Below are 19,681 nucleotides of genomic sequence, written 5' to 3' on the forward strand. Positions count from 1 at the left end.
TTACCGTGGCGGAGTGAACGAACCGGTCGGACTGCGTGCCCGCAAGAAGGCGCGGACCCGGGACGCGCTCGCCGACGTGGCGATCTCGCTGTTCCTGTCGCGCGGATTCGACCAGGTGTCGGTCGCCGACGTCGCCGCGACGGCCGAGGTGTCGAAACCGACCCTGTTCCGCTACTTCGCCACCAAAGAGGACCTGATCCTGCATCGCTTCGCCGACCACCAGGGCGAGGCGGCCCGGGTGGTCCGCGATCGACCTCCCGGGATGCCGCCGATGGTGGCGCTGCACCGGCACTTCCGGGCCGGGCTCGATCGCTTCGAGCCGGTCACCGGCCTCAACGACCATCCCGAGGTGGTGGCGTTCCACCGACTGGTGTTCACCACCCCCAGCCTGGCGGGACGGCTCCTGCGATACCTGAACGACGACGAGGACGCCCTGTCCGCCGTCCTCGACCCGGGTGTCCGGGGCCGACTGCTGGCCGCCCAGGTGATCGCGGTGCAACGTGTGCTGGCCCGGACCAACTGGCAGAAGATCGCCGACGGGCGGACCGCAGAGGAGGTGCGGCCCGAGGCGGTCGCCGACGCGGACCTGGCCTTCGCCCCACTGTGCCACTCCACGGGCGGCCCCTAGCCCACCGCGTCCACCCGGACACCGGGCAGCGCCGCCGGGCGGGTGCTCCGGCCGGCTCCCCGCGCCGGCGGGGTATGGTGCGATTGTCGTGCCAGACGGGGTGGCCGGGTGAGCGGGTGGGGTGTCGGCCCACCACATCGGCCGGGGTCGACGCCGCCGACGCCGCCACGCGTCCCCGCCACCCGCCGTACGAGGGACGCCCGCCGGGAAGGAACCGCGCGATGGCACCGCTCCCGCTGACCCCGTACGACGCACTGGCCGAACTCGGCCGCATCCGACTCGACGAGGTCGGCGTGGACGAGGTGTTACGGGTGATCGCCGACCTGGCCCGGGACAGCCTACGCGGGGTGACCGAGGTGTCGGTGACCCTGCTGCGCGGCGGCACGCCGCAGAGCGTCGCCGTCACCGGCGCCGTCGCCCTGCTGCTCGACGAGTGGCAGTACCGGCAGGGCCACGGGCCGTGCCTGGACGCCTCCATCACCGGCGACACCCTTGTCGTGTCCGACACCGCCACCGAGGAACGGTGGCCGGCCTGGGCGGCCCGGGCCGCCGACGCGGGCATCGGCAGCACGCTCGCCAGCGGCCTGCCGATCCAGGAGGCGGTGGTCGGCGCCCTCAACCTCTACGGGCCCACCGCGCACTCGTTCGACACCGAGACGGTGGATCTGGCCCGGACCTTCGCCGCGTACGCCGCGGTGGCCCTGGCCAACGCCCATCTCTATTCCAGTGCCACCACACTGGCCGGACAGATGCGGGCGGCGATGGAGAGCCGGGCGGTGATCGAGCAGGCGAAGGGCATCATCATGGGCCAGCGCCGGTGCACGGCCGACGAGGCCTTCGGCATCCTCGCCAAGCTCTCCCAGGACACCAACCGCCGGCTACGGGACGTCGCCGCCGCCCTGGTCGGCCGGGCCACCGCGGGTACCCGCTGAACCCCGCGCCTCAGCGGTCGGCAGCGGTGGGCTGACCGGGCACCGGCCGGACGACCTGCTGCACGAGGGCCTCCGCCACGTCCCGCAGCTTGCGGTTGGAATTCTGGGAGACCCGGGCCAGCATGGCGAACGCCTCGTCGGCCGTGCACCGGCGCTGGCCCATGATGATGCCCTTCGCCTGCTCGATCACCGCCCGGTTGCGCATTGCTGTCTGCATCTGCTCGGCCAGGGTGGCGGTGCTGTCGTACAGGTGGGCGTTGGCCAGGGCCACCGCGGCGTGGCCGGCGAACGTCCGGGCCGACTCGGCCACCCGGCCGAAGGCGTCCGGCCGGGTGCCGTAGAGGTTCAGCGCGCCGACCACCGCCTCCTGGATCGGCAGGCCGATCGACATCGAGGAGCACACCCCCGCGGCGTGCGCCAGTGCCGCCCACTCCGGCCAGCGCCGCTCCTCGGTCATGTCCGCGACGATCAGCACGGCGCCGGTGGTGGCCGCGTCCAGGCACGGGCCGCGACCCTGCTCGTACTGCCACCGGTCGAGTCGGAGCGCCAGGTCACCGGTGTGGGCCGCGGTGTTCGCCTCGGTGCCGTGCACCAGGGTGACCGTGACTTCGGCGGCCCCCGGGAGGCTGGCCCGGGCCAGCTCGGTGATCCGGGTCAGGACGGCGTCGAGGTCCATCTCGTCGTGGCGGATGGACCCCAACCGGAGAACAGCCTCGGTGAGGTCGAGCGGTGACTGCGGCATGCGTCTGACGTCCTTGCGAACCGGCGCGAACCCGCCGGCGACGCCGGCAGCGCGTGACGATCGGTCCGTGCCGGGGGCCGCGGGGTGCGGCTCCGCCAGGACGGACCGTGGACCGCGCCGCTGCTTGACGCTCGCTCGCGACACCCCGTGGGGCGTCGAATGCGGAGCACCACTGTACCGGTCGACAGGCGGCGGCACACGGCGGACACCACCGCAGCGTCGACTTACCGGTGGTGTCCGGGCCAGACACCGGGGGATGATGACGTCCGACGACGACAGGGGAGTGGACGGATGACAGTGGAGATACCGCGTGGCGGTCGGGTGCTGTTCATCGGCGACAGCATCACCGACGCCGGGCGTGACCGGGCCGACGAGGCCGACCTGGGGGTGGGCTGGGCGATGATGGCCGCCGCCTGGTTCACCGCGCGGCACCCGGGCCACCGGGCGACCTTCCGCAACCGGGGCGTCGGCGGTGACCGGGTACGGGACCTGCGGGCCCGCTGGGCGGACGACTGCCTGGCGCTGGCCCCGCAGGTGGTGTCGGTGCTGATCGGGATCAACGACACCTGGCGGCGGTACAGCAGCGGCGAGGTCACCATGGTCGAGGAGTTCACCACCGACTACCGGCACCTGCTGGCCACCACCCGGGACGCGCTGCCCGACGTGCGGCTGGTGCTGATGGAACCCTTCCTCATCCCCGTCGACGACCTCCAGCGGCGCTGGCGCGACGACCTGGACCCGAAGGTCGACGTGGTACGCAAGCTGGCCGCCGAGTTCGACGCGACGCTTGTCGCCGTGGACGCGTTGTTCGGCTCCGCCGACGCCGACGACCGGGTGTGGACCGACGACGGGGTGCACCTGACTGCGTCCGGGCACGCGGTGCTGGCCCAGCAGTGGCTGGCGGCGGTCACCCCGGCCAGCTGAGGTCGTACCGCACCGGGGGAGGCCGTGTCCCGGGCCGGCTCACCGGCCGGGCCGGCGTTGCCACGGCCCGGGTGATCCTCTACGGTCGGTGCAGCGGTTGGCGGTGCGGTCCTTTCCAACCCCCACCGCCGAGCGGCCCCGTGGCGGGCCGGGGCCGGTGGGGCCCCGGAGTGCCCCGCCGGTGGCCCGACGGCGGTCCCGTGTGTCCTCCTGCCCCCTCGTCGGTCCGCGCCCCTGCGCGCGTTCGGAGTCGGTACGGTGGGAAACACGCCGAGCCGCCCCGGGAGATCCCGTGTTCCTCACACCCCACGAGCAGGACCGCCTGCTCGTCCACGTCGCCGCGGACGTCGCCCGCCGACGACGCGAGCGCGGACTGCGCCTCAACTATCCCGAAGCCGTCGCCATGATCACCGCCTTCCTGCTGGAGGGTGCCCGGGACGGCCGGACGGTCACCGACCTGATGGTCGCCGGCCGCACCGTGCTCAGCCGCGACGACGTGCTCGACGGAATCCCCGAGATGCTGGGGGAGGTGCAGGTGGAGGCGACGTTCCCGGACGGCACCAAGCTGGTGACGGTGCACCACCCGATCCCGTGATCCCCGGGGAGATCCTGCCCGGCGACGGGCCGGTCGAGATCAACGTGGGTCGTCCGGTGACCACCCTGCTGGTGGTCAACACCGCCGACCGGCCGATCCAGGTCGGCTCGCACTACCACTTCGCCGAGACCAACCCGGGGCTGCGCTTCGACCGTTGCGCCGCGTACGGCCAGCGGCTCGCCGTACCGGCGGGGACGTCGGTGCGGTTCGAGCCGGGGGTCAGTCGTACCGTCGACCTGGTGCCGCTGGGCGGGGCGCGGATCGTGCCGGGGCTGCGCGGCGAGGTCGCCGGCCCGCTCGACCGGGAACCGGGCCCGCCCTTCGGGGAGCCCGACCCACCCGCCGGCAGGTCCGGCCCGGGTTCCGGGGAGGCCGGCCGGTGAGCACCGTGGACCGGCGACGCTACGCCGACCTGTACGGCCCGACCACAGGCGACCGGATCCGGCTGGCCGACACCGACCTGCTGATCGAGGTGGAGGTCGACCACTGCGTCGGCGGGGACGAGGCGGTCTTCGGCGGTGGCAAGGTGATCCGCGAGTCGATGGGCCAGTCCCGGGCCACCCGGGCCGAGGGCGCCCTGGACACGGTGATCACCGGCGCGGTGGTGCTGGACCACTGGGGGGTGGTGAAGGCCGACGTCGGCCTGCGCGACGGGCGGATCGTGGCGCTGGGCCGGGCCGGCAACCCGGACACCATGCCCGGCGTGCACCCCGATCTGGTGATCGGACCGTCGACCGAGGTGATCGCGGGCAACGGGCGGATCCTCACCGCCGGGGCGGTGGACACCCACGTGCACTTCATCTGCCCGCAGCTCGTCACCGAGGCGCTGACCTCGGGGATCACCACCCTGGTCGGTGGGGGCACCGGCCCGGCCGAGGGCACCCGGGCCACCACCGTCACCCCCAACGCCTGGCACCTGGCCCGGATGCACGAGGCGCTCGACACCTTCCCGGTGAACGTGCTGCTGCTGGGCAAGGGCAACACGGTCTCCACCGAGGCGCTGTGGGAGCAGTTGCGGGCCGGCGCGGGCGGGTTCAAGCTGCACGAGGACTGGGGGACCACCCCGGCGGCGATCGACGCCTGCCTGCGGGTCGCCGACGCGTCCGGGGTGCAGGTCTCCATCCACACCGACACCCTCAACGAGGCCGGCTTCGTGGCCGACACGCTGCGCGCCATCGCCGGTCGGGCGATCCACTCGTACCACACCGAGGGGGCGGGGGGTGGGCACGCGCCGGACATCATCACGGTGGCCGGGGAGCCGAACGTGCTGCCGTCGTCGACGAACCCGACCCGCCCGTACACCCGCAACACCCTCGCCGAGCATCTCGACATGCTGATGGTCTGCCACCACCTCAACCCGTCGGTGCCGGAGGACCTGGCCTTCGCGGAGAGCCGGATCCGACCGTCCACGATGGCCGCCGAGGATCTGCTGCACGACCTCGGCGCGATATCCATCATCGGCTCCGACTCGCAGGCCATGGGGCGGGTCGGTGAGGTGATCACCCGGACCTGGCAGAGCGCGCACGTGATGAAGCGGCGGGTGGGCGCGCTGCCCGGCGACGGCCCGGCCGACAACCACCGGGCCCGCCGCTACGTGGCGAAATACACCATCTGCGCGGCGATGGCCAACGGGCTGGAGCGGGAGATCGGCTCGGTGGAGCAGGGCAAGCTCGCCGACCTGGTGCTCTGGGACCCGGCGTTCTTCGGCGTCCGGCCGCACCTGGTGATCAAGGGCGGGATGATCGCGTACGCGCAGATGGGCGACGCGAACGCCTCCATCCCCACCCCGCAGCCGATGCTGCCGAGGCCGATGTTCGGCGCGTACGGCGTGGTGCCGGCCGCGACCAGCGTGGCGTTCGTGGCGCCGGCCGCGCTGGAGGCCGGCCTGCGGCTGGACGTGCGCCGCCCGCTGGTCCCGGTGGCCGACGTGCGGTCGCGGGGCAAGGCCGACCTGCCGGAGAACGGTGCGCTGCCGCGCATCGAGGTCGATCCGGACACCTTCACCGTCCGGATCGACGGGGTGGTGGTCGACCCGGAGCCGGTCTCCGAGCTGCCCATGGCACAGCGGTACCACCTGTTCTGATGATCCCGTCGAGCATGGTGCTGCTGCTGGCCGACGGCAGGTTCCCCGCCGGGGCGCACGCCCACTCCGGTGGTCTGGAGGCGGCGGTGGCGGCCGGCCTGGTCACCGATCCGGCCACCCTGGCCGAGTTCCTGCGCGGCCGGCTGGCCACCGGCGGGCTGGTCACCGCCGCGTTCGCGGTGGCGGCGCACCGGGCCGCCGGCACGGCCGACCGGCGGGCCGCACTGGCCCGGCTGGACGCCGAGCTGGATGCCCGTACCGCCTCCCCGGCACTGCGGACGGTCTCCCGTCGGCAGGGCCGGGCCCTGCTGCGGGCCGGGCGGGAGCTCTGGCCCGCCGGCGGCTTCGACGCCCTGCCCGTCGGCCCGCCCGGGCCGCACCAGCCGCTGGTGCTCGGCCTGGTCGCCGCCGCCGCCGGCCTCGACCCGGTCGCGGTGGCCACCATCGCCGCGTACGGGTCGATGACCGGCCCGGCCAGCGCGGCGGTGCGGCTGCTCGGCCTCGACCCGTACCGGGTGCACGCGGTGTTGGCGGCGCTGGCCGTCGACTGTGACGCCACGGCGTCCCGTGCGGTCGCCACCGCCGACGACCCACCCGAGCGGTTGCCGGCTCCGGCCGCACCGCTCACCGATGTCCACGCCGAAGTCCACACCACCTGGGAGGTGCGTCTCTTTGCGTCCTGAAACCGTATCGAAGACTCCGCACGCGCAGATTCCGCACGACGAGACCGTGCCGCACAGTCATCCGGAGCCGGGGGTCGACCCGCACGCCCCGCTGCCGGCCACCGCCCGCCCGCTGCGGGTGGGCATCGGTGGGCCGGTCGGCTCGGGCAAGACCGCCCTGGTCGCGGCCCTGTGCCGGGCCTTCGCCGGTGAACTGCGCCTGGGCGTGGTGACCAACGACATCTACACCACCGAGGACGCCGACTTCCTGCGCCGGGCCGGGGTGCTCGACCCGGCGCGGATCCGGGCGGTGGAGACCGGCTGCTGCCCGCACACCGCGATCCGTGACGACATCGGCGCCAACCTGGACGCCATCGACGAGCTTGTCGACGGCGTCGGCCCGCTGGACCTGGTGCTGGTGGAGAGCGGTGGGGACAACCTCACCGCCACCTTCAGTCGAGGGTTGGTCGACCGGCAGATCTTCGTGGTCGACGTCGCCGGCGGCGACAAGGTGCCCCGCAAGGGCGGCCCCGGGGTGACCTCCGCCGACCTGCTGGTCATCAACAAGACCGACCTGGCGCCGATGGTCGGCGCCGACCTGTCGGTGATGGACCGCGACGCCCGCGCCCGGCGCGGAGACCTGCCGACGGTCTTCCTGTCCATCGTGGCCGACCCGGTGGCAGCCCTCGTGGCGGACTGGGTCCGCCACGAGTTGGCCCACCACCGTGGCCAGCTGGTCGTCGGCTGATGCGCGCGGTCGCCCGGCTGGTGGCCGTGGCCGACGGTCGGGGCGGCACCGTGCTGCGCGAGCTGCGGGGCGAGTCACCGCTGCTGCTGCGGCAGGCCACCGCCGAGGCCGGCGTCGCCACGGTGTACGTCGTCGGCGGGGCGGCCGGCCCGTTGGCCGGTGACGACCTGCGACTGACGATCGAGGTGGGGCCGGGGGCGGCGGTGCGGGTGCGTACCGTCGCCGCCTCGGTGGCCCTGCCCGGTCGGGCCGGGGCAGTCTCCCGGATGCGGGTGGAGGCGGTGGTGCACGCCGCCGGCGCCCTGCACTGGTTGCCGGAGCAGTTGGTGGCGGCGGCCGGCTGCCACCATGTCGCCGAGTCCCGGGTGGAGCTGGCCGACGGGGCCCGGTTGAGCTGGCGCGAGGAGCTGGTCTGCGGCCGGTACGACGAACCCGCCGGTGACGTCGTCGTGGCCAGCTCGGTCGACTACGCAGGTCGACCGCTGCTGCGGCAGTCCCTGGCGGTCGGTCCGACGGCACCCGGCTGGGCCGGGGCGGCGGTGCTGGGCGGTGCGACGGCGACCGGCTCGCTGCTGGTGGTCGACCCGGACTCCCGCCCCGGCCCGGCCATGGCGGACGCGGGCGGCGGCAATGCCCAGGGTCGGGTCCTCCAGACCCGTCCGGGCGAGCTGGCCGCCTGGCTGCCGCTGACCGGGGGCCCCGCGGCCCTGCTCACCGCCACCGCCGCCGATGCGCACGGCCTGCGCGTCCTGCTCAGTGCCACCGCCGAGGGCGGTGCCGGCCCCGTCGCGGGCGCGGCGGTGGCAGGCCCGCTGCCCACCACCACCATGACGACCGGCCGCCCGGGGAGCACCGCGCGGGTGGACGCCGTCGGCCAGCGCTGAGCTGTGGCCGCGGGGCCGGCCGGTCAGCCGGCCGCGACCGGGTGCCGGCGCGGGTCGAGCCGGGCGGCCAGGTCGACGAGCTGACCGGTCAACGCCACGTCGTCGAGGATCCCGGCCAGCTCGGCCCGGACCAGGGCGTCGACGCGGTCCTGTTCGCGGCGGCCCCGGGGGGTGAGGTAGGCCCGGATGCGTCGCCTGTCGAACGGGTCGATCCGGCGGTGGACCAGGTTCTGGTCGACGAGCTGGTCGACGAGCTTCGTCAGGGTGCCCGGTGGCAACGACTCCTCGGTGGAGACCTCGCTCATCGGGTGCCCCTGCCCGTCGGCGAGACGGCACAGCACCCGCCACGCCTCGACGGTGAGCCCCTCGGTGGCGAGCACCGCGCCGACCCGCCGGGCGAGCAGCCGTTCGGCGCGGGTGAGCGCACGCATCAGGTCGACGGGCGTGGCGGGAACGTCGGCCATGTCTCTCCCCGGTCGGTGGGTTGCCATGTTACCGAAGCGTCCCGGTTTCCGGCCGGGTCTGGTGGCCCACCAGGGTTGCCGGCAATCATGTCAGCATGTCCGTGCCGCTGCCGCGCCCCCGCGGTGTGCCGGAGTCGGTCTCCCACGGTGTGCCGGAGTCGCGTCCCCGCGGTGTGCCGGAGTCGACTTCCCACGGTGTCCCGGAGACGCGTCCCCGCGGTGTGCCGGAGCCGTTTCCCCGGTCGGGCGGCGCGGCCGGCCCAGTGCCCTGGCTGACCGTCGACCGGTCGGTGGTCAGTGTCGCACTGGTCTTCCCGATGCGCGGGCCGGCGGGCATGTTCGGCCCCACCTGCGAGCTGTGTGCCCAGTTGGCGGTGGAGGAGGTCAACCGGGCCGGTGGGGTGCTCGGCCGGGAGCTGCGGCTGGTGCCTGTCGACGGTGGGGCGCCACCGGCGCAGGTGGCCGCCGAGGTGGAGGCACTTGTGTCGACCGGTGCGGTGCAGGGGGTCACGGGTTGGCACATCTCCTCGGTCCGGCAGGCGGTGGCACCCCGGATCGCGCACCGGGTGCCGTACGTCTACACCGCCCTGTACGAGGGCGGGGAGCGTACCGAGGGGGTCTTCCTGACCAGCGAGACGCCCGACGCCCAGCTCCGGCCGGCGATGCGGCTGCTCGCCCAGGAGCAGGGCGTACGCCGCTGGTACGTGGTGGGCAACGACTACGTCTGGCCGCGCCGCACCGCGCGGGCCGCCCAGCGCTACGCCCGTGACAGCGGGGCGTCGGTGTGCGGGCGGGCGTTCCTGCCGCTGGGCACCGAGGACTTCGGCCCGGTGCTGCGCCAGGTCGAGCGTGCCGAGGCCGACGGGGTGCTGATGCTGCTGGTGGGCGCGGACGCGGTCCGGTTCAACCGGGCCTTCGGCCGGTCCGCCCTGGATCAGCGATGTCTGCGGCTGAGCACCCTGATGGACGAGAACATGCTGTTGGCCAGCGGGGTCGGCGGCACCCGCCGGTTGTTCAGCACGGCCGGGTTCTTCGCCGGCCTGGTCACCCGGGAGAACCTGGACTTCCACGGCGCGTTCGCCAGCCGGTTCGGGGTGGAGGCGCCGCCGCTGGGCAGCCTGGGGGAGTCCTGCTACGAGGGGGTGATGCTGCTCGCCGCCCTGATCGCGCAGGCCCGCACCCTGGACGTGCGGGCGATCGGCGCGTCGGCCGACGCGGTCACCTACCACGGCCCCCGAGGCGAGCTGCACCTGCGCCACCGCCACGTCCGCCAACGCATCTACCTGGCCGAAGCCGACGGCCTAGATTTCACCGTCCTCTCCGAACTCTGACCCACCCCACCCCACCCCACCGCCCCCGCCCCCGCCCCGCCCACCCCTGCTCCGGTGATCAAGAGATTTACGTCACCTCCGCACAGAAGATTGACCTATACCTCTTGATCACCCACCTCAACCCACCGCCGCAGCCGGGACGGCCTGCATCCGGCTCGGTGATCAAGAGGTTTGCGTCAGGTTCGACTCCCCTTCTGACGTAATCCTCTTGATCACCCAAGACCACCGCCGCCGGGGTGGGGTGATCAAGGGGTTTACGTCGTCCGGCGGTCGGCTGGTGACGTAAACCTCTTGATCACCGTCGAGGGTGGAGCGGGTGGAGCGGGTGGGGTGGAGGGGTGGGTGGGGTTCCGGGCGGGTGGGTGGTTGACAGGGGGGTGGGTGGGGGTTCTAGGATGCTTCCTGCGTGAAGTATTCGCCATTCCTGCCATTGTCGAGAGTGAGTTCGGGCGGTTAGCGCTTTGCCTGGGCCGGGTGGGTGGCGGGTTCCTGCCATGCATTTCTCTTGAGCCATCGTCTGTGATGACGGTGGCTTTTTTGTGCGCGGCGATCGGTTCGGGAAACAGTCAATTAAGGGCTGGGAAACGTGGCGGCAATCAAGCGGGCAGAGTCTTTCCCTGCCCGTAAGTCCACTGCGGATCGCCGTGGCGACGTCCCACCCGTCGCCCGGGGGCACCGCCGACGAGTAGTACTACCGCACCGCCTGCCAATCATCGACAGCAATACCTGCCGGCCAGTGCGGGTCGGCACGGATATCATTCGGCGAACATCGCTCCGCAGGGAGAATGAATGTCACAGTTCCGGGGCCGCCGCATTCTGGCGGGCGCCATGACCCTGATCGCCGCGGCCGCCCTCGCGGGTTGTGGCAGTAAGACCTCCGATGGGAAGGCCACCGCCGGTGTCAGCGCCGACGTATCCGGCGATACCGTCAAGGTCGGTCTGCTCAACTCGCTCTCCGGCACGATGGCCATCAGTGAGGTCACCGTACGGGACTCCATCATGCTGGCCGTCGAGGAGATCAACGCCGCCGGTGGTGTGCTGGGCAAGAAGATCGTGCCGGTCGGTGAGGACGGCGCCTCGGACTGGCCCACCTTCGCCGAGAAGGCCGAGAAGCTGATCTCCCAGGACCGGGTCGCCGCCGTCTTCGGTTGCTGGACCTCGGCCAGCCGCAAGGCGGTCAAGCCGGTCTTCGAGAAGAACAAGGCGCTGCTGTTCTACCCGGTGCAGTACGAGGGGCTGGAGCAGTCGCCCTACATCTTCTACACCGGTGCCACCACCAACCAGCAGATCGTGCCGGGCCTGGACTACCTCAAGGCGCAGGGCAAGAAGTCGGTCTACCTGGTGGGTAGCGACTACGTCTTCCCGCGTACCGCCAACAAGATCATCAAGGCGTACGCGGCGGCGAACGGGATGACGGTGCTCGGCGAGGACTACGCCCCGCTCGGCTCCACCGAGTTCGGCACCATCGTCAACAAGGTCCGCTCGTCGAAGGCCGACGCGGTGTTCAACACCCTCAACGGCGACAGCAACGTGGCGTTCTTCAAGGAGTACACCTCCGCCGGGCTGACCGCCGCGCGCATGCCCGTGGTGTCGGTGTCGATCGCCGAGGAGGAGGTCAAGGGGATCGGCACCCAGTACCTCGCCGACCAGCTGACCGCCTGGAACTACTACCAGACCACCCCCGGCGCGGCCAACCAGAAGTTCGTCGCCGCCTACAAGGCGAAGTTCGGCGCGGACAAGCCGACAAGCGACCCGATGGAGGCCGCCTACGTCGCGGTGCACCTGTGGAAGGCGATGGTCACCAAGGCCGGCTCCTTCGATGTGGAGAAGGTCCGGACCGCCTCCGGCGGCATCACCTACGACGCCCCGGAGGGCCTGGTCACCGTGGACGGCCCCACCCAGCACATCGCCAAGACCGCCCGGATCGGCAAGGTCGGTGGCGACGGGCTGATCACCGAGGTGTGGAACTCCGGCAAGCCGATCACGCCGGACCCGTACCTGAAGAGCTACCCCTGGGCGAGCGGCCTGAGCTGACCGATCCCGGCCCGGGCGGGAGGCACCCCCGCCCGGGCCGACCCACCACATCGGAGCGCGAACGTGACAGTCCTCTTCGGCCAGCTCTTCACCGGCATCAGCATCGGCGCGGTGCTGCTGCTCGTCGCCCTCGGCCTGGCGCTGACCTTCGGCCAGATGAACGTGATCAACATGGCGCACGGCGAGTTCATCATGGCCGGCGCCTACACCACCTACGTCCTCCAGCAGACCGTGACCGCCGCCGGCTGGTCGCTGCTGGTGGCACTGCCTGTCGCCTTCGCGGTGGCCGGCACCATGGGCGTGCTGCTGGAGGTGCTGCTGATCCGCCGCCTCTACGCCCGTCCGCTGGACACCCTGCTGGTCACCTGGGGCGTCTCGCTGATGCTCCAGCAACTGGCCCGGGACGTCTTCGGCAGCCCCAACGTGCAGACCCGGGCCCCGGCGCTGCTGACCGGCAACGTGGCTCTGCCCGGCGGGCTCACCGTCGCCAACAACCGGCTGTTCATCCTCGCGCTCGCGCTGGCCGCAGTGCTGGCGCTGACCCTGGCCCTGCGCCTCACCCCGCTCGGGCGGCGGATCCGCGCGGTGGTGCAGAACCGCGACCTCGCCGCCGTCTCCGGCATCCCCACCGCCCGGGTCGACCGGACCACCTTCTTCATCGGCTCCGGGCTGGCCGGCGTCGCCGGGGTCGCGCTGACCCTGCTCGGGCCGATCGGCCCGACGATGGGCACCAACCTCATCATCGACGCCTTCCTGGTCGTCGTGGTCGGCGGCATCGGCCAGCTCAAGGGCAGCGTGATAGTCGCCTTCGCGCTGGGCGTGCTCCAGGCCACCGGCGAGTACCTCACCACCCTCAGCGTCGCCAAGGTGATCGTCTTCGTGGCGATCGTGGCGTTCCTCCAGTGGCGGCCCCAGGGGCTGTTCACCCTGCGTACCAGGAGCCTCGCATGAGCGCCGCGCCGCTGGTCGGCACCGATCCCGCCAGCGTGGCCGCAACACCTCCGGGCGGCCGGCGGGGCCGGCGGTTCGACGGCCCGGCGCGGACCGCCGTCGGGTTCGCCCTCGGTGCGGCGCTGCTGTTCGCCGTCGCCCCGCTGGCCCTGTCGGACTTCCGGCTGTCGCTGCTGGCCAAGTACCTCTGCGTCGCGATGGTCGCGGTCGGCATCGGCATCGCCTGGGGCCGGGGCGGCATGCTCACCCTCGGCCAGGGGGTGTTCTTCGGCCTGGGCGGCTACGCGATGGCCATGCACCTCAAGCTCGCCGACGCCGGCCCCGGCCAGCTGCCCGACTTCATGCAGCTCTACGGCCAGCTCGACGAGCTACCGCTGTGGTGGCGGCCGTTCGCCAGCCCCTGGGTCGCCCTGCCGGCCACCGTGCTGCTGCCGATGGCTGTCGCGTTCGGCCTCGGCTCGCTGGTCTTCCGCCGCCGGGTACGCGGCGCCTACTTCGCCATCCTCAGCCAGGCGCTCGCCGCCGCGATGGTGATCCTGCTGGTCGGCCAGCAGGGCACCACCGGCGGCACCAACGGCCTCACCGACATCCAGGGCTTCTTCGGGTACGACCTGGACGACCCGGTCAACCAACGGATGGTCTACTTCGTCATCGCCGCCAGCCTGCTCGCGTTGCTGGCGCTGGCCCGGCAGCTCATCCGCAGCCGCTACGGCGAACTGCTGGTCGCGGTCCGCGACGGCGAGGAGCGGGTCCGCTTCCTCGGCTACGACCCGGCCGGCGTCAAGCTCGTCGGTTACGTGGTCGCCGCCGGGATGGCCGGGCTGGCCGGGGCGCTCTTCGTCCCGGCGGTGGGGATCATCTCACCGGCGCTGATCGGGATCGTGCCGTCCATCGAGTTCGTCATCGGCGTCGCGGTGGGTGGCCGGGCCACCCTGCTCGGCCCGGTGCTCGGCGCGGTCGCGGTGGCCTGGGCGCGTACCGCCCTGTCGGAACGTTTTCCGGGCACCTGGACGTACCTGCAGGGGTTGCTGTTCGTGCTGGTGGTGGCGTTCCTGCCGGGCGGCCTGGCGTCGCTGTGGGCGCTGGCCCGGCAACGCCGGTCGGACCCGGTCGGCGCGCGGCGGTGGCGGCGGTCCCGGCCGGCGGACCCGGCCGAGGCCCGGACGGAGGTGTCAGCGGCATGACCGGCGAACAGCTCGACGGCCTGTGCGTACGCGACCTGCGGGTCACCTTCGACGGGTTCACCGCCGTCGACGGGGTCGACCTCGACGTGCCGCCCGGGGACATCCGCTTCCTGATCGGCCCCAACGGTGCGGGCAAGACCACAGTGGTCGACGCCGTGACCGGGCTGGTCCGGGCCACCGGCTCGGCCCGCTTCGGTGACCGGGAACTGCTCGGCCGGGACGTGCACCGCATCGCCCGGCTCGGCATCGGCCGCACCTTCCAGACCGCCTCGGTCTTCGAGGAACTGACAGTGGTGCAGAACCTCGACATCGCCGCCGGGGCCAGCCGGAGCTGGTGGACGTTGGCCCGCCGGCGCAACCGGATCCCCGACGAGGTGGCCGCCGCGCTGGAGACGATCGGGCTGACCGACCGGGGCGACCAACCGGCCGGTGCGCTGGCGCACGGGCAGAAGCAGTGGTTGGAGATCGGCATGCTGCTGGTCTCCGACGCCCGGCTGCTGCTGCTCGACGAGCCGGTCGCCGGGATGAGCCACGAGGAACGCGACGCCACGGGCGCCCTGCTGGAGACGGTCAGCCGGGACCGCACCGTGGTGGTCATCGAACACGACATGGACTTCCTGCGCCGCTTCGCCCGCAGCGTGACCGTGCTGCACGCCGGTCGGGTGCTCAGCGAGGGCACCGTCGCCCAGGTCCAGGCGGACCCCCGGGTGCAGGAGGTCTACCTCGGCGTCGACACCGCACCGGAGGCGTGATGTTGGAGTTGCGCGGCGTGCACGCCGGCTACGGACGCAGCGAGGTGCTGCACGGGGTGGACGTGGCGGTCCCCACCGACGGAGTGGCCGCCGTGCTCGGCCACAACGGCGCGGGCAAGAGCACCCTGCTGCGGGTCGCCGTCGGGCTGCTGCGCCCCCGCACCGGCACGGTCACCCTCGACGGCGAGGACGTCACCCGGCTCGCCCCGCACCAGCGGGTCGCCCGGGGCCTGGCGTACGTGCCGCAGGGGCAGCAGTGCTTCCCGCACCTGACGGCGGCGGAGAACCTGCGACTGGTGGCCGACGGCCGCCGCGACGGGGCCGCCGCCACCGCCGAGGCGCTGGACCTGTTCCCGGCGCTGCGGACCCTGCTGCGGCGGCGGGCCGGGCTGCTCTCCGGCGGCCAGCGCCAGCAGTTGGCCATCGCCCGCGCGCTTGTCACCCGGCCCCGGCTGCTGCTGCTCGACGAACCCACCGAGGGCATCCAGCCCTCGGTGGTCGCCGAGATCCAGGACCGGATCGTCGAGCTGGCCACCCGGGCCGGCATCCGGGTGCTGCTGGTGGAGCAGCACCTCGGCTTCGCGCTGCGGGTGGCGACCCGGCACTACGTGCTGGAGTCCGGGCGGGTCACCGCCACCGGGGACGGTGGCAGCGGCGCCGAGCAGGCGGTCCGCCGGGCGCTCGCGGTCTGAGCGGACGCCGGTGCGGCCGATCCCGGTCGGCCCGGTCCCGACCGGTCGGAGTGCCGGTACGGACGCGGGATCCTGGACACTCACCGTTCGCCGCGGACGGTGAGCGTCCAGGATCCCGCCCGTTTCGATCGCGACGGGAGGACCCGCCGGGGTGTGGTCACGCGAGCCGTACGGCGTCGCCCTCCACGGAGATGGCCTTGGCGGGCAGTGGCTGCCGGGCCGGGCCGCTGCGGACGGCGCCGTCGGCGATGTCGAAGACGCTGTTGTGGCAGCCGCAGACGATGGTGCCGTCCTTGACCGAGGTGACCGTGCAACCCTGGTGGGTGCAGGTCGCCGAGAACGCCTTGAAGGTGCCGGCGGCGGGCTGGGTCACCACCACCCCCTCGGTCTTGAAGATCTTTCCACCGCCGACCGGGATGTCCGCCACCGCGGCCAGGGCGGCGGGCGCGGGCGGTGCCGCCCCGGGCGCGGCCGGCGAACCGGACGCCCCTCCCGCCGACGGCGCGGCGGAGGAGCCGCCACCGGAGGGCCCGGCGGCCGGTGCGGAGGCGGCGGGCGCGGAGGCGGCCGGTGCGGAGGTCGGCTCGCCGTACGTCTGGCACCCGGTGAGCAGGGCGGCCACGCCCGCGCCGCCGGCACCGGCCAGCAACGTCCGCCGCGACGGGCAACCGGTCGTACGTTCGTCGCACATGGCTGTGCCGTTCCTCTCCCGGATCACGTGCCGACCCCGAACGTGGTGAAGTACCACAGCGAGGAGGTCACCCAGATTCCCATCAGGACGGTGAAGAGCAGGCCACCGGCCACCGGCAGTACCCACCCGGCCAGCCCCTGCTTGGGCAGCGCCAGCATCTTCATGGTGAACACGCCGAAGAACAGGCAGCCGAACAGCGAGTGCAGCAGGGTCCGGGCGTCATAGTCGGCGAAGCCCAGCGCGTAGAGACAGTGCACCGCCACCGGAACGGTCAGCAGGAACGCCACGCGTCCGCTCCACCGGTGTGCCGCGCCCGCCCAGGAGGGCGAGAAACCGCCGAGCCGGCCCCACATCGCCATCGCGGAGAGCAACTGCACCACGGCGAACAGCGCCGCGCCGCTGCCCAGCCAGACCTTGACCGTCATCGGGCTGGAGAAGCCGGCCACGCTGACCGCGATCCCGGTGGGTTCGTGCATCCGGGCGTACGCCCCGATCGCGACCGTGACCGCCGCCCCGATCAGCAGCGGTACGACGAGCGAGGCCGGTGGTGCGCCGGTCGGGACGGGGGGGATCACGACGGGCGGGCGGTCGGGCAGCACCCGGACGGACGGTCCGTCGTCCATGTCGCGTCCGCCGGTCTCGAACCTCTGGCGGGCGTTCATCACTCACCGGCATCCGGGTCGGCCGTCACCGGCTGCGCGTCGAGGGTACGACCATCGAGGATGGTGGTGCCGAACGCCGGGTCCAGCGGCGGGGCGGGCACCGGCGTGCCGTCCCGGGTGACCACCCCGATCTGGCTGCCGTCCGGCAGCATGATCCAGCCGCCGTCGACGCCGGCCCGGCGCTGCTGTGCGGTGGCCCGGTAGAGCACCGGGTCGGCCTTCTTGGTCTGCTTGGCGGTGAACTTCCACCGTCGTTGGCCCACCACCATCTCACCGGAGGCTGTGCCGTTGGCGAACGTGCCGGTGAGCACGGCGCCCTGCTTGCCGGTCAGCTTCATCCGACCGTCGGCCGCGGTGCCGTCGAGCCACACCTCCAGGCTCTTGCCGTCACATACGTACGCCTTGGCCTTGCCGTCGGTGACGGTGATCGCGATGGTCGCGCCGCCGTCGAGCCGGCCGGTCCAGTTGGAATCCGCTCCGGCAACCGGTGCCGCCCTGGTGGGCGCCGGCGCGGCGGGCGTCGCGGACGCGCCCGGTTGTCCCCGCTGCTCCGCCGGGGCGTCACCCGGCGCCGACGGCTCGGCCGGGGCATCGCCCGGCGGTGCGGTGGACGGGGCGGCAGCCTCCGGCGCGACCGAGGCGGTCGCCGCCTGCGGTTCGGCCGATCGCGGCGCGGCCTTTGCGCTCATCGCGAACAGGACGGCAGCCATGCCGGTCCCGGTCAGCAGGGTGAGCAACGGGGTCATGCGCTTCATGAGCAGCTCCCTTCACCGGGATGTACGCGGTCGGGGCGCCTGTCGTTCAATTTTCGTGGAGATCATCACGGACGGACGGACGCGTGGTCGGCTCGTCGCCAGGAGTCACCAGCGTCGTCGTGGCCCGCGGGTGCGGGCATCCCGCCCGGGGGATGGCGTGACGGCCGGTCCCGGTCCGGCCGGCCGATAGGGTGTCGGGCATGGCCGCCGTGTTTACGTACCCCTGTGCGGCCCGGTGACCGGGTCCGGCGTGCCCGCACCCGGACAACGGCGGCCCCCCGGCCCCGGGGCTGCCGGCCCGCCCGGCCTGGCCGAGCGGTGTGCCCGGATCACCCGGTCGCGTCCCTTCGAGGCGGCGATCGTGGTGCTCATCATGGCCAACGCGGCGGTGCTGGGGGTGGAGACGTACCCGGATCTCGGGGTGGCCCGGCCGGTGCTGCACTGGCTTGAGCTGGCCTTCCGGGTCGCCTTCGTCGTCGAGATCGTCGTGCGGGTGCTGGCGTACGGGCGTCGGCCGCAGGACTTCCTCCGGCACGGGTGGAACGTGTTCGACCTGGTGGTGATCGCGGCGATCTTCCTCCCCGGGTTGCACGGTGACTCGGCGTTGCTGCGGGTCGTCCGGGTCGCCCGGGTGCTGCGGCTGGTGCGTTTCTCACCGGGACTGCGCACCATCGTCGCCGCGCTGTGGCGCAGCCTGCCCGGCGTCGGCGGGTTCCTCGCGCTGGCCATGGTGACCCTCTACGTGTACGGCATGGCCGGGTGGTTGATCTTCGGTCGGGCGTACCCCGAGCAGTACGGCGACATCGGCCGGTCGTTGCTCACCCTGTTCGTGCTGCTGTCCCTGGAGACCCTGCCGGATCTGGTCGAGCAGGGCCTGGCACTGTCGCCGTGGACCCTGCTCTACTACGTCAGCTACGTGATCATCACGGTCAACCTGCTGCTGAACATCCTGATCGCGGTCATCGTCAACTCGATGGAGGAGGCCCGCCGGCTGGAGATGACCGAGCGGCTGGCGCCCGGCTACGACGGCGACGGCGACGGCATCCCCGACGAGGTGGACCGGATCGCCCTCACCCAACGCCTGGACGACCTGCGGGCGGTCATCGCCGAGTTGGAACGGGAGCTGCGCATCGACCGCGACGAGCCACCGGGCCGCCACCGGCCCGTCACCGGCCGCACCGACGCCCGCTGACCGGCCGCTTCCCCGATCCGTCGCCGGCCGCACCGACGCCCGCTGACCGACCGCTTTCCCGATCCGTCGCCGGCCGTCCGCTGCCCCGCCGACCGCCCCTCGGTGGTGGCCTGACGTCCCACTCTCCCACCTGGTGGAACGGTGGCGGTGGGCGTTCGGGTCCTGATCATGATAGGGATGAAGGGGCGCGCGGCCGTTACCGGCCGACGCCCCTGGCGATGGTGGGCGAGGGAGGTCGGCATGCGGTTCGAACGTACGGTCATTCCCGGGGTCGGACTCTGCCAGCGCTTCGCCACCGCGCACGGCCAACAGGCCGGCGTCATCTCCCACCCCGGTGGGCGGCGCGACGTGGTGATCTACCACCCGGAGGACAGCGACACCGCGCTCTGCACGCTGGTGCTCGACCGGTCCGAGGCGCAGGCCGTCGCCGGGGTGCTCAACCAGGCGGTCACCGTCGACCACCTCGCCGAGCTGGAACGCCAACTCCCCGGCGTCACCGTGGTCCGAATACCCGTCACCGTCGGAAGTGTGGGCGACGGACGGCGCTGGCGGGACACCGCACTGTCCCGCCGACCGTTGTCGCTGCTGGCGGTGGTCCGTGCCGGCCGGGTCGTCCCGACCCCCGGCGACGACTACGTCCTGCTCGCCGGCGACGAAGTGGTCGTCGCGGGTGCGGAATCGGCCACCACGACCGCCGTGGACGTGCTCGCCGGCCACTGACCGGGCACTGCGACAAACCGACCAACCAGGTGACGCCACCACTGCGGTGGCCGCG

Annotated in this window: 22 protein-coding genes; 17 read left to right on the forward strand and 5 right to left on the reverse strand. The window is 72.8% G+C overall.

Annotation, left to right across the window (positions count from 1 at the left end; all coding sequences use genetic code 11):
* The first annotated feature begins 13 nt into the window (after positions 1–13).
* Entirely contained in the window at positions 14–628 is a 615-nt protein-coding gene (locus OHQ87_RS08410) for a TetR/AcrR family transcriptional regulator (RefSeq protein WP_328346578.1), read from the forward strand.
* Between the two features lie 221 nt (positions 629–849).
* The gene (locus tag OHQ87_RS08415) at positions 850–1,560 is read left to right on the forward strand and encodes a GAF and ANTAR domain-containing protein (protein WP_328346580.1); all 711 of its coding nucleotides are present in this window, start codon (positions 850–852) and stop codon (positions 1,558–1,560) included.
* Positions 1,561–1,570: 10 nt separating this feature from the next.
* On the opposite strand, the gene OHQ87_RS08420 is transcribed toward OHQ87_RS08415, so the two are convergent.
* Entirely contained in the window at positions 1,571–2,302 is a 732-nt protein-coding gene (locus OHQ87_RS08420; protein ID WP_328346582.1) for a GAF and ANTAR domain-containing protein, read from the reverse strand.
* A 291-nt stretch (positions 2,303–2,593) separates the two neighbouring features.
* Here OHQ87_RS08420 and OHQ87_RS08425 point away from each other — a divergent pair, with 291 nt between their 5' ends.
* The 7 genes from OHQ87_RS08425 to OHQ87_RS08455 all read left to right on the forward strand — a co-directional run bounded on the left by OHQ87_RS08425 (position 2,594) and on the right by OHQ87_RS08455 (position 8,198).
* A complete protein-coding gene (locus tag OHQ87_RS08425) occupies positions 2,594–3,226 on the forward strand; it encodes an SGNH/GDSL hydrolase family protein (RefSeq protein ID WP_328346584.1) in 633 nt (210 codons plus the stop codon).
* Between the two features lie 292 nt (positions 3,227–3,518).
* Positions 3,519–3,821, forward strand: a complete 303-nt coding sequence (locus tag OHQ87_RS08430; RefSeq protein ID WP_328346586.1) for an urease subunit gamma — start codon at positions 3,519–3,521, stop codon at positions 3,819–3,821.
* Entirely contained in the window at positions 3,818–4,204 is a 387-nt protein-coding gene (locus OHQ87_RS08435) for an urease subunit beta (RefSeq protein ID WP_328346588.1), read from the forward strand. Before OHQ87_RS08430 ends, OHQ87_RS08435 begins: the two co-directional genes overlap by 4 nt.
* Positions 4,201–5,904, forward strand: a complete 1,704-nt coding sequence (locus OHQ87_RS08440; RefSeq protein WP_328346590.1) for an urease subunit alpha — start codon at positions 4,201–4,203, stop codon at positions 5,902–5,904. The genes OHQ87_RS08435 and OHQ87_RS08440 overlap by 4 nt, the downstream gene beginning before the upstream one ends.
* Entirely contained in the window at positions 5,904–6,587 is a 684-nt protein-coding gene (locus OHQ87_RS08445; RefSeq protein ID WP_328346592.1) for an urease accessory protein UreF, read from the forward strand. Before OHQ87_RS08440 ends, OHQ87_RS08445 begins: the two co-directional genes overlap by 1 nt.
* Positions 6,577–7,314 carry an urease accessory protein UreG gene (gene ureG / locus OHQ87_RS08450; protein WP_328346594.1) on the forward strand — a complete coding sequence of 246 codons (738 nt, stop codon included), beginning with the start codon at positions 6,577–6,579 and terminating at the stop codon, positions 7,312–7,314. Before OHQ87_RS08445 ends, ureG begins: the two co-directional genes overlap by 11 nt.
* Entirely contained in the window at positions 7,314–8,198 is an 885-nt protein-coding gene (locus OHQ87_RS08455; RefSeq protein ID WP_328346597.1) for an urease accessory protein UreD, read from the forward strand. Before ureG ends, OHQ87_RS08455 begins: the two co-directional genes overlap by 1 nt.
* A gap of 23 nt (positions 8,199–8,221) precedes the next feature.
* Here OHQ87_RS08455 and OHQ87_RS08460 read toward each other — a convergent pair whose 3' ends face one another.
* On the reverse strand, positions 8,222–8,662 hold the full coding sequence (locus OHQ87_RS08460) for a MarR family winged helix-turn-helix transcriptional regulator (RefSeq protein WP_328346599.1): 441 nt from the start codon (positions 8,660–8,662) through the stop codon (positions 8,222–8,224).
* A 290-nt stretch (positions 8,663–8,952) separates the two neighbouring features.
* On the opposite strand from OHQ87_RS08460, the gene OHQ87_RS08465 reads away from it, so the two are divergent.
* From OHQ87_RS08465 to urtE, 6 genes are all read left to right on the forward strand, one after another.
* On the forward strand, positions 8,953–9,993 hold the full coding sequence (locus tag OHQ87_RS08465; RefSeq protein WP_328346601.1) for a substrate-binding domain-containing protein: 1,041 nt from the start codon (positions 8,953–8,955) through the stop codon (positions 9,991–9,993).
* A gap of 789 nt (positions 9,994–10,782) precedes the next feature.
* A complete protein-coding gene (gene urtA, locus OHQ87_RS08470) occupies positions 10,783–12,027 on the forward strand; it encodes an urea ABC transporter substrate-binding protein (RefSeq protein ID WP_328346603.1) in 1,245 nt (414 codons plus the stop codon).
* 63 nt (positions 12,028–12,090) lie between these two features.
* Positions 12,091–12,978, forward strand: coding sequence for an urea ABC transporter permease subunit UrtB (gene urtB, locus OHQ87_RS08475; protein ID WP_328346605.1), 888 nt, complete (start codon positions 12,091–12,093; stop codon positions 12,976–12,978).
* On the forward strand, positions 12,975–14,162 hold the full coding sequence (gene urtC / locus OHQ87_RS08480; protein WP_328346607.1) for an urea ABC transporter permease subunit UrtC: 1,188 nt from the start codon (positions 12,975–12,977) through the stop codon (positions 14,160–14,162). The genes urtB and urtC overlap by 4 nt, the downstream gene beginning before the upstream one ends.
* Positions 14,159–14,914 carry an urea ABC transporter ATP-binding protein UrtD gene (gene urtD, locus OHQ87_RS08485; RefSeq protein WP_328346609.1) on the forward strand — a complete coding sequence of 252 codons (756 nt, stop codon included), beginning with the start codon at positions 14,159–14,161 and terminating at the stop codon, positions 14,912–14,914. Before urtC ends, urtD begins: the two co-directional genes overlap by 4 nt.
* The gene (urtE, locus tag OHQ87_RS08490; protein ID WP_328346611.1) at positions 14,914–15,606 is read left to right on the forward strand and encodes an urea ABC transporter ATP-binding subunit UrtE; all 693 of its coding nucleotides are present in this window, start codon (positions 14,914–14,916) and stop codon (positions 15,604–15,606) included. The genes urtD and urtE overlap by 1 nt, the downstream gene beginning before the upstream one ends.
* Positions 15,607–15,763: 157 nt before the next feature.
* Here urtE and OHQ87_RS08495 read toward each other — a convergent pair whose 3' ends face one another.
* From OHQ87_RS08495 to OHQ87_RS08505, 3 genes are read right to left on the reverse strand one after another with little or no spacing between them, the layout of a single operon-like run.
* On the reverse strand, positions 15,764–16,297 hold the full coding sequence (locus tag OHQ87_RS08495; protein WP_328346613.1) for a Rieske (2Fe-2S) protein: 534 nt from the start codon (positions 16,295–16,297) through the stop codon (positions 15,764–15,766).
* Positions 16,298–16,320: 23 nt separating this feature from the next.
* Entirely contained in the window at positions 16,321–16,920 is a 600-nt protein-coding gene (locus tag OHQ87_RS08500; RefSeq protein WP_328346615.1) for a DUF6529 family protein, read from the reverse strand.
* Between the two features lie 38 nt (positions 16,921–16,958).
* Entirely contained in the window at positions 16,959–17,714 is a 756-nt protein-coding gene (locus OHQ87_RS08505) for a hypothetical protein (RefSeq protein WP_328346617.1), read from the reverse strand.
* A gap of 250 nt (positions 17,715–17,964) precedes the next feature.
* Here OHQ87_RS08505 and OHQ87_RS08510 point away from each other — a divergent pair, with 250 nt between their 5' ends.
* Both OHQ87_RS08510 and OHQ87_RS08515 read left to right on the forward strand, forming a co-directional pair.
* The gene (locus OHQ87_RS08510) at positions 17,965–18,906 is read left to right on the forward strand and encodes an ion transporter (protein ID WP_328346619.1); all 942 of its coding nucleotides are present in this window, start codon (positions 17,965–17,967) and stop codon (positions 18,904–18,906) included.
* A 240-nt stretch (positions 18,907–19,146) separates the two neighbouring features.
* Positions 19,147–19,626 carry a potassium transporter TrkA gene (locus OHQ87_RS08515; RefSeq protein WP_328346621.1) on the forward strand — a complete coding sequence of 160 codons (480 nt, stop codon included), beginning with the start codon at positions 19,147–19,149 and terminating at the stop codon, positions 19,624–19,626.
* The last annotated feature ends 55 nt before the right edge of the window (positions 19,627–19,681 follow it).

It is taken from the genome of Micromonospora sp. NBC_00421, from assembly GCF_036017915.1.
Lineage (GTDB): Bacteria > Actinomycetota > Actinomycetes > Mycobacteriales > Micromonosporaceae > Micromonospora.